The sequence below is a fragment of the Pseudomonas sp. E1MeOHC2 genome (genome assembly GCF_058745025.1).
On the sequence record NZ_CP196675.1, the window covers coordinates 1,243,005 to 1,255,780 of the forward strand.

Annotated in this window: 12 protein-coding genes and 1 tRNA gene; 6 read left to right on the forward strand and 7 right to left on the reverse strand. The window is 62.4% G+C overall.

Annotated features, from left to right (window positions below):
- Positions 1-70: 70 nt before the first annotated feature.
- The 5 genes from ACSSU5_RS05470 to nadS all read left to right on the forward strand — a co-directional run bounded on the left by ACSSU5_RS05470 (position 71) and on the right by nadS (position 3,822).
- A complete protein-coding gene (locus tag ACSSU5_RS05470; RefSeq protein ID WP_492560759.1) occupies positions 71-955 on the forward strand; it encodes an alpha/beta fold hydrolase in 885 nt (294 codons plus the stop codon).
- Between the two features lie 111 nt (positions 956-1,066).
- Positions 1,067-1,140, forward strand: a tRNA-Gly gene (locus ACSSU5_RS05475).
- Positions 1,141-1,366: 226 nt separating this feature from the next.
- The gene (locus ACSSU5_RS05480; protein WP_264311802.1) at positions 1,367-3,064 is read left to right on the forward strand and encodes a SulP family inorganic anion transporter; all 1,698 of its coding nucleotides are present in this window, start codon (positions 1,367-1,369) and stop codon (positions 3,062-3,064) included.
- Between the two features lie 153 nt (positions 3,065-3,217).
- Positions 3,218-3,538, forward strand: coding sequence for a type II toxin-antitoxin system RelE/ParE family toxin (locus tag ACSSU5_RS05485; protein WP_264311801.1), 321 nt, complete (start codon positions 3,218-3,220; stop codon positions 3,536-3,538).
- The gene (nadS, locus tag ACSSU5_RS05490) at positions 3,535-3,822 is read left to right on the forward strand and encodes a NadS family protein (protein WP_264311800.1); all 288 of its coding nucleotides are present in this window, start codon (positions 3,535-3,537) and stop codon (positions 3,820-3,822) included. The genes ACSSU5_RS05485 and nadS overlap by 4 nt, the downstream gene beginning before the upstream one ends.
- A gap of 14 nt (positions 3,823-3,836) precedes the next feature.
- On the opposite strand, the gene ACSSU5_RS05495 is transcribed toward nadS, so the two are convergent.
- The 4 genes from ACSSU5_RS05495 to ACSSU5_RS05510 all read right to left on the reverse strand — a co-directional run bounded on the left by ACSSU5_RS05495 (position 3,837) and on the right by ACSSU5_RS05510 (position 9,375).
- Positions 3,837-5,420: an esterase family protein gene (locus tag ACSSU5_RS05495; protein WP_492560760.1), complete on the reverse strand. Its 1,584-nt coding sequence runs from the start codon at positions 5,418-5,420 to the stop codon at positions 3,837-3,839.
- 7 nt (positions 5,421-5,427) lie between these two features.
- Positions 5,428-7,809, reverse strand: coding sequence for a TonB-dependent siderophore receptor (locus ACSSU5_RS05500; RefSeq protein WP_492560761.1), 2,382 nt, complete (start codon positions 7,807-7,809; stop codon positions 5,428-5,430).
- A gap of 71 nt (positions 7,810-7,880) precedes the next feature.
- Positions 7,881-8,843 carry a FecR family protein gene (locus tag ACSSU5_RS05505; RefSeq protein ID WP_264311797.1) on the reverse strand — a complete coding sequence of 321 codons (963 nt, stop codon included), beginning with the start codon at positions 8,841-8,843 and terminating at the stop codon, positions 7,881-7,883.
- Positions 8,836-9,375 carry an RNA polymerase sigma factor gene (locus ACSSU5_RS05510; RefSeq protein ID WP_264311796.1) on the reverse strand — a complete coding sequence of 180 codons (540 nt, stop codon included), beginning with the start codon at positions 9,373-9,375 and terminating at the stop codon, positions 8,836-8,838. The genes ACSSU5_RS05505 and ACSSU5_RS05510 overlap by 8 nt, the downstream gene beginning before the upstream one ends.
- Before the next feature lie 134 nt (positions 9,376-9,509).
- Here ACSSU5_RS05510 and ACSSU5_RS05515 point away from each other — a divergent pair, with 134 nt between their 5' ends.
- Positions 9,510-10,520 (forward strand): DUF4917 family protein, encoded by a 1,011-nt coding sequence (locus ACSSU5_RS05515; RefSeq protein WP_492560762.1) that lies wholly within the window; start codon positions 9,510-9,512, stop codon positions 10,518-10,520.
- A gap of 19 nt (positions 10,521-10,539) precedes the next feature.
- On the opposite strand, the gene ACSSU5_RS05520 is transcribed toward ACSSU5_RS05515, so the two are convergent.
- The 3 genes from ACSSU5_RS05520 to ACSSU5_RS05530 all read right to left on the reverse strand — a co-directional run bounded on the left by ACSSU5_RS05520 (position 10,540) and on the right by ACSSU5_RS05530 (position 12,765).
- Positions 10,540-11,049, reverse strand: coding sequence for a helix-turn-helix transcriptional regulator (locus ACSSU5_RS05520; protein ID WP_492560763.1), 510 nt, complete (start codon positions 11,047-11,049; stop codon positions 10,540-10,542).
- 2 nt (positions 11,050-11,051) lie between these two features.
- Complete coding sequence (locus tag ACSSU5_RS05525; protein WP_492560764.1) at positions 11,052-11,330, reverse strand: hypothetical protein; 279 nt, start codon at positions 11,328-11,330, stop codon at positions 11,052-11,054.
- Positions 11,331-11,550: 220 nt separating this feature from the next.
- Positions 11,551-12,765, reverse strand: a complete 1,215-nt coding sequence (locus tag ACSSU5_RS05530) for a class I SAM-dependent methyltransferase (RefSeq protein ID WP_492560765.1) — start codon at positions 12,763-12,765, stop codon at positions 11,551-11,553.
- Positions 12,766-12,776: the final 11 nt, after the last annotated feature.

The window sequence follows — 12,776 nt, forward strand, 5'->3', positions numbered from 1 at the left end:
TGCCTACCTGTCATAAAGAACGTGCACCCTAGGTGACGCGAATACCCTTTTTGCGCCAGGAGTCGATGACATGAGGCCAGAAATCGCTGTACTTGATATCCAAGGTCAGTATCGGGTTTACACGGAGTTCCATCGCGCGGATGCGGCCGAGAAGACGATCATCCTGATCAACGGATCGCTGGCCACCACGGCCTCGTTCGCCCAGACGGTGCGTAACCTGCACCCGCAATTCAACGTCGTGCTGTTCGACCAGCCGTACGCTGGCAAGTCAAAACCGCACAATCGCCAGGAACGGCTGATCACCAAGGAGACCGAGGCGCATATCCTCCTTGAGCTGATCGAGCACTTCCAGGCCGATCACGTGATGTCGTTCTCGTGGGGCGGTGCGAGTACGTTGCTGGCGCTGGCGCACCAGCCGCGGCGGGTGAAGAAGGCAGTGGTCAGCTCGTTCTCGCCGGTGATCAACGAACCGATGCGCGACTACCTGGATCGTGGCTGCCAGTACCTGGCCGCCTGCGACCGCTATCAGGTCGGCAACCTGGTCAATGACACCATCGGCAAGCACCTGCCGTCGCTGTTCAAGCGCTTCAACTATCGCCACGTGAGCAGCCTGGACAGCCACGAGTACGCGCAGATGCACTTCCACATCAACGAAGTGCTGCAACATGACTTGGAACGGGCATTAAGCGGTGCGCGCAACATCGACATCCCGGTGCTGTTCATCAACGGCGACCGCGACGAGTACACCACAGCCGAAGATGCCCGAGAGTTTGGTCGCCATGTGGGCAAGAGCCACTTCAGCGTGATCCGCGATGCTGGCCACTTCCTCGACATGGAAACCAAGGCTGCCTGCGAAGACACCCGCAGCGTGCTGCTGGGCTTCCTCAAGCCAACCGAGCGTGAACCACGTCATCGCTACCAGCACGTACAGGGGCAGCATGCACTGGCCCTCTGAGCGCCTCGGCGTCCTGTAGCCTCTACCCGCAGGTTATGGGTCGCCGACAAGCTTTTTTATAACTTGGGCTTCTAATTCGTGGAAGGTTCTGGTAAAAAGTCGAACGCAGACGCGGGTATAGTTTAGTGGCAAAACGAAAGCTTCCCAAGCTTTAGTTGAGGGTTCGATTCCCTCTACCCGCTCCACATCGCATTCCCGCATGGCGTTCCAGCAACGTCATCGCTGTCAAAAGGAGCCTCGGCTCCTTTTTTCGTTTCTGCCTGTCGGTTTTCATGCCCTTCTCTTGATCTGGCCCATGGCCACTTCCCGGCCGCTGCGCTTGAATGCGCGACCGACGAATCCGCTTGCAAGCGAAACGGCTTGAAGCGCATATGCTTACCGGATTCGTGAAACATTTCGAAAGGACCGCGCATGTTTCTGTCCCGCTGGCTACCCGGCCTCGCCAACCTGTTGCACTACCGCCGCGAGTGGTTTCACGCCGACCTGCAGGCTGGGCTGTCGGTAGCCGCTATCCAGATCCCCATCGCCATCGCCTACGCCCAGATCGTCGGCCTGCCACCGCAATATGGCCTGTATGCCTGCGTGCTGCCGATGATGGTGTATGCGCTGATCGGCAGCTCGCGCCAGCTGATGGTCGGGCCGGACGCTGCCACCTGCGCGATGATTGCCGGCGCCGTGGCACCGCTGGCGCTGGGCGACCCACAGCGCATTGCCGAACTGTCAGTGATCGTCACCGTGCTGGTGGGCGTGATGTTGATCGGCGCCGGCCTGGCCCGTGCCGGGTTCATCGCCAGCTTCTTCTCGCGGCCGATCCTGATCGGCTACCTCAACGGCATTGGGCTGAGCCTGATCGCCGGGCAGTTGTCCAAGGTGGTGGGGTTCAAGATCGAGGGTGATGGGTTCATCCTGAGCCTGGTCAACTTCCTCCAGCGCCTGGGCGAGATCCACGTGGTGACCCTGGCCATCGGCCTGTCCGCACTGGCGCTGCTGATCTGGCTGCCTCAGCGCTACCCAAGGTTGCCGGCCGCGCTGGTGGCAGTGGCGCTGTTCACGGTGGTGGTGGGTCTGTTCGGCCTGGACCGCTTCGGTGTCGCCATCCTCGGCCCGGTACCGGCCGGCATGCCGCAACTGGCCTGGCCGCAAAGCAACCTGGCCGAAATGAAGAGCCTGCTGCGCGATGCCCTGGGTATCGCCACCGTCAGTTTCTGCAGCGCCATGCTCACGGCCCGCAGCTTTGCCGCGCGCCACGGCTATGCCATCAATGCCAACCATGAATTCGTGGCGCTCGGTGTGAGCAACCTGGCTGCCGGGATGTCCCAGGGCTTTGCCATCAGCGGCGCCGACTCGCGCACCGCGGTCAACGACATGGTCGGCGGCAAGAGCCAACTGGTAGGCATCATCGCCGCGTTGGTGATCGCCCTGATCCTGCTGTTCTTCACCGCCCCCATGGCCTGGATTCCTCAAGCGGCCCTGGGTGCCGTGCTGTTGATGGCAGGCTGGGGGCTGATCGACATCAAGTCGCTGAAGACCATCAAGCGCCTGAGCCGCTTCGAATTCTGGCTATGCCTGCTGACCACGGTCGGCGTGCTGGGCCTGGGCGTGCTGCCGGGCATCGTGTTTGCCGTGACCCTGGCGATCCTGCGCCTGCTGTACAGCATCTACCAGCCCACCGACGCGGTGCTGGGCTGGCTGCCGGGCACCGAGGGCCAGGTCGACATTCGCAAGTTCAAGGACGCCCGCACCGTACCGGGGTTGGTGGTGTACCGCTTCGACGACGCGATCCTGTTCTTCAACGCCGACTACTTCAAGATGCGCCTGCTCGAAGCGGTGCAGAGCCAGGCCCAGCCCAAGGCCGTGCTGTTCGATGCCGAAGCGGTGACCAGCATCGACGTGAGCGGCATTGCTGCCCTGCGCGAAGTCCGCGACACCCTGGCCGCCCAAGGCATCTTCTTTGCCATCGCCCGCGCCCGCGGCACCTTCCTGCGCATGCTGGTGCGCTCGGGGATGGCGCGGGAGATGGAGGATAAGCTGCTGTTCGGCTCGGTACGGGCCGGGATCCGCGCGTATCGGGTGTGGCGGAATAGGAGTCGTGCTGTAGCAGCTAATTAAAGAAAAAGACTACATGCCTGCGGGAAAGAGACGATCCGTCCATTGAAGCACCATTCGTTAGCATCGCTAACCCACGCTTGATGATGCGACGGGATCTCCTCACCCCTGTAGAGCTGGGCAACCAGCGACTACGCCAATGGCGTACATCCTGCTATGCTGTTCACTGAAACTCCTCTGTTCACGAAGCGTGTGAAAGACCTCCTTGAGGATGACGAATACCGCCTTCTCCAGATCAGGCTGATGGCCCAACCTGACACTGGAGACCTGATTGAAGGAACCGGTGGGCTACGCAAGGTGCGCATCGCTGCTAATGGGCATGGAAAACGCGGCGGAGCCAGGGTCATCTATTACCATTTCATTAGCAAATCACAGATTGCAATGCTCTACATCTACCCAAAGAACGAGCAGCCTGACTTGTCCGCTGAACAGCGAAAAGCCCTGAAAAAAATCATCGAAAACTGGAGGCATGCATGAGCCGATTCTTTGAAGAGCTGATGGAAAGCGTTCAGCAGATGGATGACATTGTCCAAGGAAGGCAGGTGCCCTCCCGTGTATTCGAGGTCGATGCGCTGCAGGTCAGAAGCATCCGCAAGTCAACGGGCCTCTCTCAGGTTCGGTTTGCCGAGATGATCGATGTTCAGGTTGCGACCTTGCGTAACTGGGAGCAAGGTCGCAGAGAGCCTACTGGCCCCGCCAAAGCACTGCTGCGGGCGATTCGCAACGACCCTGAACATGTACTCAAGGCCTTGGCGTATTGAGCATGCACTTGGGACTACTTCCGCCGACACGCCTGAGAACTGGCCTCCCCCTGCCTGCCAATCAGGCTGATCAAGCCACACGGCAGTGACCCGCGCCATTGCAGATAATCATGCCCCGCCGGGTACTCCACCGCTTGCACCGCATAACCCTTGGCACGCAGTACATCACGCAGGTGGCGGTTGGTATCCAGAATCGTCGGCCCTTCGAACAGCCCCGATTGCAGGTAGAAGCGCAGCGGCTTGGGCGCTGCCTTGACGTATTCGCGGGTCAGCCAGCCCGCCTCTTCACCGTCCTTGGCCCACCAGTACGACCCCGACATGCTCAGCACGTTGCCGAACAACTCGGGGTGCTTCAGGCCCAGGTAGGAAGCGGCCAGCCCCCCATAGCTGGAGCCCGCGATCACCGTACTGGCTGCGGGTGCGCTCAAGCCTTGTTCTCGCGCCCAGGGCATCAGTTCTTCGGCCATGAAGCGGGCGAACCGTGGGTTGGGTGGCAGTTCCTGCTGGCGGCTCAGGTCGCTGGGGTTGGCAATGATGATGGCTGCCGTGGGCGGGATCAGGCCATCGGCGATCAGGTTGTCAAGAATCGTCGGTGTAGGCACTTGGCGGGTATAGGCATGGGCGTCGAACAGCACCAGCAAGGCCTGGCCTGCAGCAGCCGGGCGATACAAGTAGACATCGCGCGCGTTGCCCAGCACGTCGCTGGCCAGGCGCTTGCGCTCAAGCGTGCCCCGCGCGATGCCCGGCCGTTCGGCTACCCACGGTTGTGGTGGTGCATCCGCCAGCTCCAGGCGCGAGCGCGACAGCCACGGATCACCGCTGCTGTCGGCGAACGTGGCAGGGTTGAGCGGATCGCGGCGCGTGGTGGCAAGAATCACCCGGCGATCATCCGACCGTGGTACATCAGGCGCCATCTGGTAGCTGAGCCGGGTACTGGCCGGGACTTCGAAGCTGGCGTACCAGACATCGCTGGTGCCCAGCCGTTGCAGCGCTTCGTGGCGGCCCGAGGGCGCGCCGAACATGCGCACATTGTGCTGGGCGCCGCGCCACAGAAAGGTCACCAGACGCAGCTGCGGCTGGCCCGGTAGCAGCTCGACCAGCGGCGTGCCCTGGGCCTTTCGCGCGTGCCAGAAGGCCTCGGTATCGCCGCCCTGGGCAAGCTGCCCGGCCAACTGGGCCAGGGTCGGGCTGGCCAGCGGTGGTGCGCTTTGCTGCTGTTCGGCGAGCGCCAGCACCTGGTCCAGACGCAGGCTGAAAGGGGCGCCCGCGCGCCCGTCCAGTGGCTCTGCACGCAAGCCGTATGGCCCCGGGCTGTCGGCGACAAAGATGAACGCGCGGGGCTGGTCCTGGCCGTCGATCAGCAAGCGCAGGGGCCTGCCCTGCGGGTCCAGCAGGCGCAGGTTGACGTCGCCGTCGACCCGCCCGCGCACCAGGTCGCCCGCCTTGAGCGCAACGCGCCAGACCGCGCTGTCTGCCGATACAGCCTGGCCGTTTACAGTCTGACCGGGCTGCAGCGTAGGGCCTGTTGCCGCCTGCGCTGTAGCCGCGCAGGTCAAGGCCAACAGCACGGCGCAACTGAGGTGAGTGATGCGGTCCATGCTCACCTCAGAAGTCGACGCTGGCGGACAGCTTCAAGGTGCGCGGTTCGCTGACGGTGGCATACCCTGGGTTGAACACCCCTGCCCAGTACGCGCGATTCTCGACGTTCTCAAGGCTCGCGCGCAGCGTCACATCCTTGCTCAGTACACGGGTGGCGTAGCGCGCGCCCAGGTCGTAGCGCGTCCATTGTGGGATTTTCAGCGTGTTCTCGTCGTCCAGGTACTGCGAGCTGCTGTGGATACCCAACGCCGTCAGGGTCAGGCCTTCGACCCAGGGCAGGTCCCACTCGGCGCCGAGGTTCGCCGACCAGGCCGGCACACCGCGCGCGGTGTTGCCATCCAGGGTGCCGTTGGCTGTCTTGCTCAGTTCGGCACGGGTGTAGGTCACCCCGCCCAGCAGGCGTACACCAGGGGCTGCTTCACCGAACATGTTCCATTCCACGCCACGGTTGCGCTGCTCGCCATCATCGGTGTACCAGAAGGTGTCGCCGCGAGTGTTCTTGACCATGCTGGGTTTTTCGATCTGGAACACTGCCAGAGTATGGCTGAACCGGCCCAGGTCCCACTTCACACCCGCTTCCATCTGCTTGGCCACGTACGGCGCAAACTGCTCATCCTTGTTCAGCGCCCCCACTTCGGTCACCGTACCACCCTGGGTCAGGCCTTCGATGTAGTTGGCGTACAGTGAAACTGGCGCATCCCAAGGCTTGACCACGATGCCGAAGGCTGGGGTCAGTTTGCGTTCGTCATAGGCCGTTGGCTTGCTCATCTTCTGCCGCACCCGCTGGGCACGTGCGCCCAGCGTCAGCAGCACGCGCTCGTCGAAGAAGCCAAGTGTGTCGGCCAAGGCAAAGCTGGACAAGGTATTGTCGCCGGTCTTGACGTTGGAGCCGTGATCACCGGCGATCACCCCTTTTACCGGGCGATACAGATTGGTGTCGTAGGTCGGGCCGGTAACCGTGGGCGCACGGCCGATGTCCTGGTGCAGCAAGGATGTGCTGAACACCAGTTGGTGGGTAACCGGGCCGGTCATGAAGTTGCCGCGCAGGCCCGCCTCGCCGGACAAGCTGTGGGTGTAGCCGGCCTGGTTGTAGGTCTGCCCCTTGGCGCTGCCATCGGCCGCCTGCACCCGGATGCGGGTGCCGTTGAGGAAACCGTCGTAGTAAGTGCGCGCACCGCCGACACTGGCAAAGGCCGTCCAGTCGTCGTTGAGCTGGTATTCACCACGCAGCATCAGCGCCTTGCTGACCTGCTTGGCATAGATGCCTTCGAGCACGTTGGTGTCGGGCTTGGGCGCCTTGGTCACGTAACCGAGCTCGCTGAAGCCCGCCATCATCGGGCTGCCGTTATCGAGTTTTTCATGGGTCTCGTAGGCATCCAGTTCCAGCTTGAAATCGTCACCTCGGTAATCGAGCCCCAGCGAGGCCAAAGTGCGGTCCTTGGACTGCTCGTCGACACCGGTGTCGCCGCTGCCGTACACCCCGTTGAAACGAATACCGAAACGTCCGTCCTCAGAGCGCCGGCCCACGTCGATGTGCTGAGCAAAGAAGCCATCGGATACGTAGCTGGTGGTCAAGCGGGTCAGCGGCGCATCGCCGGCGCGCTTGGGAATCAGGTTGATATTGCCGCCCACCCCGCCATTGGGCGCCATGCCGCTGAGCAACGCGCTCGGGCCTTTGAGCACCTCGACCCGTTCTAGGAATTCGGTGGGCACATGACCATCCGGCGCCAGGCCGTACAGGCCATTCACGGCCAGCTCGGACGATTCGAGGCCATAGCCGCGGATCATGAAGTTTTCGTAGGCATGGCCTTCGCCCGTGCTGAAGCGGATCGACGGGTCATTGCGCAACACCGCGCCAACCGTGCCGCTCTGCTGGTCGGCGATGGTCTTGGCGGTGTAGGCCGTGATGTTGAACGGCGTGTCCATGATGTCGCGATTGCCCAGCATGCCAAGCCGTGCACCGCGCGCCACCTGGCCGCCACTGTAGGTCTCGGGCAGGTCACTGTTGAAACCGGCAGCGTTGACGTTGGTGGCCCCGAGGGTCAGGGCACCGTCCTCAGCGGTGCTGCGCAGGATCACCACGCCGTTCTGCTCCTCGGCCACCAGGTCGGTGCCGACCAGCAACTGCTGCAGGGCCTGCAACACGCTGAAGCGCCCATGCAGGGCCGGAGCATTGCGGCCCGCCAGTACGCGGCTGTCGGCAGCAATGGCCACACCGGACTGCCGGGCAAGGGCATGCACGGTGGCTTCCAGCGGTTGGCTCGGAAAATCCAGGGCCAATGGCTGGCTGTCGGCCAGGGCCATGCCCGGCGACAACAGGCTGCCCAATGCACAGGCCAGGGCCAGGTGGCGCAGCGGCGCAGATAAGCGGGTGGTGGCGAACGACATGAAGGGTCCTTGCTCTTGGAGGGGTTCACCGTTGATGACGCCGCTCCAGCGCCTTACCCCTCAAAACTTTTTCAGCGGGGCAAAAGCGCCACCCTGCCCTGCCGTTCACTCACGCGCACCGGCAGAATCCGTGGCAAAGCGTCCAGCAGCTTCTGGGGTTGGTCACTGGGGAAACTTCCGGTCAGCTTCAGCTCGGCGACTTCCGGCGCCAGCAGCACGGGCTGCGCCAGATAAGCGTTGAGTTCGCCGATCACTTCACGCAGCGACTGATCAGTGTAAGACCACCAACCGCGTTGCCAATGGTCCCTGTCCGGGCCGAGCTGCCCCTGTGCATGCAGACTGCCCAGATGCCCCTGGCCATCGATGCAGACACGTTCCCCCGCGCCAAGGGTACGTTCACCACCGTGCAGGTCACGGACCTGCACCCGGCCGCGGGCCACCGCCACGAATACCCGGTCGCCCCTGTCACTGACCGTAAAGGCCGTACCCAACACCTGCACACTGCCCACCCGGGTGCTGATGTGGAAAGGCCGCCAGCGCTCATGGGCGACGTCGAAGAAGACATTGCCGTGCAGCAGCATCACCTGGCGCTGGCCGTGATCGAAACGGATGCGCAGGTTGCTCTCGGCCGCCACCAGCAGTTGGCTGCCATCGGGCAAGGCCAGGCTGCGGGGCTGTTCGCCGTGTGCGGTCTGCAGGTCCTGCTGGAATGCTGCGGTGCGCTGCCACATCCAACCCAACCAGCCACCTGCCGCCAGCACCACTGCCAGCGCGCCGCCTTGGCGCAACAGGCGCCGTCGGCTCGGATCGAACGGCTGCGGTTGCAGGGCGCCGCGCAGTTGCGGCGCCAGGCGGTGCACCAACTGCCAGCGCTGTTCAGCCTCTTGCCAGGCCTGCTCATGCTCATCGCTCTTGTGCCGCCAGCGCTGTGCCTGGCCGCTGGCTTCGCGCACCCGTGCGGGGTCGTCACCATGCATGGCGGCGAGGTAGACCAGGGCCTGCTGTACCTTGCGTGCGGCTGCAGGTTCAGCCATGACGGCTGGCCATGCGCAGTTCGGAGAGGTCGAACACCGCGCGGGCGATGTGCAATTCCACCGACTTGGCCGACAGCCCCAGCGCATCGCACACTTCCCGGTGGCTCTGGCCATACAGCCGCACCCGCACGAACACTTCGCGGCGCAGGCGTGGCATGCGCTCGATCATCGCGATCAATTGCTGCAGTTGCTCACGCGCGATCATGATGTCTTCGACGCTGGGGCTCAGCCCGTCCACCCGCACCAGCCAGTCTTCCAACGCCGCCAGTTCAGTACTGCGACGGCGGTACTGGTCAATGCACAGGTTACGCGCGGCCTGAAACAACAACGCGCGGGCATTGAGCACCGGCGCATTCAGGGCATGGGCGTAGGCCTGGGCGAAACTGGACTGGGCAATGTCTGCGGCGTCGTCGGGGTTACGCAGGCGCCCGCACAGGTAGCGACGCAAATCACTGTAGTTGGCCAGCAGGTCATCGACGACTGCCTGAAACGTCGAAGCAGTGCCAGCCCAGGGCGTGGTAATGGAGGTCATTGAAGGCGAGCGTCGTTAATAGGAATTCCTATCATTCTCACACATGACTTCTTGCCATCGCCAGCCTCAATAACCGGGTGTTTGCATGGCATGCTAAAGTCGCCCCGTTTTCCGCTTCGCCCAACGGACCCCGCATGCCCGCACTTGACGCTCACCTCGCCCCTTGGCCTGAACTCGACCAACGCCACCCTTGCGACGCCCTGTTGCTGGGCAATGGCGCCAGCCGTGCACTGTGGAAGCCGTTCGGCTATTTCTCACTGTTCGAGCAAGCGCAACGCGCGGGCCGCAAAAAGGGCCTGGCAATCAGCGACCAGGCCCTGTTCAAGTCGCTCGCCACGGAGCTGTTCGAGCCTGTGCTCAGCGCCCTCAATACCACCGTACGAGCCAACGCCGCCCTGGCTATCAACTCCACCGCACCGCTGAACCGCTACTACTCGATCAAAGAAGCGTTGATTCATGCCGTGCGCACGGTGCATCTGCCATGGCCGCTGATGCCGGCAGCCGCGCTTGCCAAGCTCAACCAGGCGCTGCGTGGCTATCGCAGCATCTACACCAGCAACTACGACCTGATCCTGCCGTGGGCCGTGCAGCACGCCCCACAAGGCTTTGCTGAACTGTTCGATGAGCAAGGCTTCTTCGACGTACGCCGCACCCGCACCGAAGGCACCCGGCTGCTGCACCTGCATGGCGGCTTGCACCTGCTGAAACTGCCTGATGGCACCACCCGCCAACGCAGCGCCGAAAGCGCCGAATTGCTTGATGGCTTTGCCGTGAACATTCCGGGTGAAGTGCCGCTGTTCATCAACGAAGACCGTAGTGACGAAAAGCTGCGCGCCATCCGTCACTCGGACTACCTGAGCTGGTGCCTGGGCCAACTGGCGCAGGAAAGCCAGGGCCTGTGTCTATTCGGGCAGCATCTGGACAGCAGTGACCAGCACCTGGTCGAGGCTGTGCGCCAGGCACAACCCCGTCACTTGTCGATTGCCATTCGGCCTTTGGGGGATGCTTCGGTGATCAATCAGAAGCAGCACTTCATTGATCGGTTCGGGGATTTGCCGGCGACTGGGCTGCACTTTTTCGACGCGAGCACGCACCCGTTGGGGTTGGCCGAACTGGCGATCGAGGTACCGGTTGCTCGACGTTGAGGCGCGCCCTGGCTTAGGTTCAATAGGCCTGTTTCGGTGAATGACCGAAGACCCGCTCATAGGCACTCGAAACATTGACCGTCATCGCTACGCGAGCCAGGTCAAGGGTTTCCGGGCCGATAGCGTAGCTTCCGCGTGCCTGTAACCAGATCAGAACCTCGGCCAGGTGCCAAAGCGACGTACTGCCCTCGTGAATAGGTGCAGGAAAACTATGGCTGTGTGCGAGCATCAACTTACGCATGTTCTGGCGCGATACGCCCACAATTTCGGCTACATCGGTAAGCCCGACGAGGTCTGGCGTCGCCTCGATCAGACGCGCGCCCGGCACCGCCTCACGAACATCATTGAGGGCGCTCTCTATGGCTTCTCTGGCCGTTGAAGACTCGCGGATAAAAGCCAGTGCCAAGCGACCGGGCTGCCCTACGCCAACCAAAGCGTCCTCACAACCTGCCTTGGCCAGACGCTCCAAAAGCGCATCGGGATCTTCGTTTTCGTTCAGTTGATACTTGAGGGTGAACTCGTATTCCATCGCTACTGTTCCTCAGCAGCATTTGCTGCGCCTTTCGTAATCCTGCTGCCAGAGCAGTTATCCACCACACGCCGTAGCTGGCGTGCAAAATTGCTCGGATTCTTTGGGGTGCTCCAGACGCTGGTAATGCAAAATTCCCCGCAACGGCAATCTGTGTCGTTGAGGGGGCAATACAGCTTCCCCCAGCAATGCCCGCCACCCACCACGATTCTCCATCCTTGCAACTCCGCGTGCCTCAAGGCCTGCTCGACCTCCTTCTTGGCATGACTGGGGCGTGACATCAGCTTTTCTCCAGTGTGGACTCACACCCATCAGGTTGTCAAAAGACAACCATGAATGGCTTGCACGTGCAGGCCACACTACAGATTTCTTCACGCCAAACACCGTCGAGAGATGCTCGGGAGAAATTTCCTACTTACATTCAGGATCAGCGCTCAGCGAGCGTTGGGAGCGCCAGCGGGGAGGATGGGACTTATCGGCGCTTCATCCAGTTTGCCGCATTCAGATCAACCCATCCCCTCGCAACAACGTCTCCAGGCAATGCTCCTGCACCCCATAAAACCCCTTGAGCTGCGCAATCTTCTCCAGCAGCGCCCCGTTATCCACCGGCTGTTTGCGCTTCACTGCCAGAATCATCTTGTTCTTGTTGGTGTGCTCCAACGAAATGAACTCGAACACCTTGGTTTCATAACCACAGGCTTCCAGGTACAGCGCGCGCAGGCTGTCGGTGAGCATTTCGGCCTGCTGCCCCAAGTGCAACCCATACTGCAGCATCGGCTGCAGCAACCCTGGGCTGTGCAGTTGCGGGCGGATCTGTTTGTGGCAGCACGGCGAGCACATGATGATTGCGGCGTTGCAGCGGATGCCGGTGTGGATGGCGTAGTCGGTGGCGATGTCGCAGGCGTGCAGGGCGATCATCACCTCGATGGCTTCGGGCACCACGCTGCGCACATCACCGCACTGAAACTCAAGGCCTGGGTGCTCCAGGCGCGAGGCCGCGGCGTTGCACAGGTCGACCATCTCCTGGCGAAGCTCCACGCCAGTCACCTGGGCTTCGCGGCCCAGGGTATTGCGCAAGTAGTCGTGCATGGCAAAGGTCAGGTAACCCTTGCCCGAGCCAAAATCGGCCACGCGCAGAGCCTGCTCGGCAGGCACCGGCGCGCTGGCCAGGGCGTGCTCGAACACCTCGATGAACTTGTTGATCTGCTTCCACTTGCGCGACATCGACGGAATCAACGCGCCTTGTGCATCGGTCACGCCCAGGTCACGCAGAAAAGGCCGCGACAACTCCAGGTAACGCTTTTTCTCCCGATCATGGCCGCTGCTTGCCGCCGCTTCACGCGGCGCCTGGGCGCCGTGGCGCTGGAGCATGGGCTTGCCCTTCTTGCTGAAGGTCAGCTGCACTTCGCCGTCGGCATCGAACAGGTGGGCATTGCGAAAGCTTTCAGGCAGCAGTTCGGCAACCAGTGCCTCGGCCTGCTCCAGCGGCAGGTTACGGGTGATGTCACGGGTCTGGTGGCGATACACCAGCGACAGGCAGGGCTGGCCCTTGACCTGCAACAGCTTGGCGATGATCCGCTGCAGGGTCTGATCGGCACCGACATGGCGCGCCAGCACCAGTTTGACCAAGGTATTACCGTGCAGGGCAGCGCTCAGCAGCTCAAGGAACTGGGCGCGCGCATCTGGCGCAGTGGAAGCGGAAGGACTGGCGGACATGAAAAACGGTG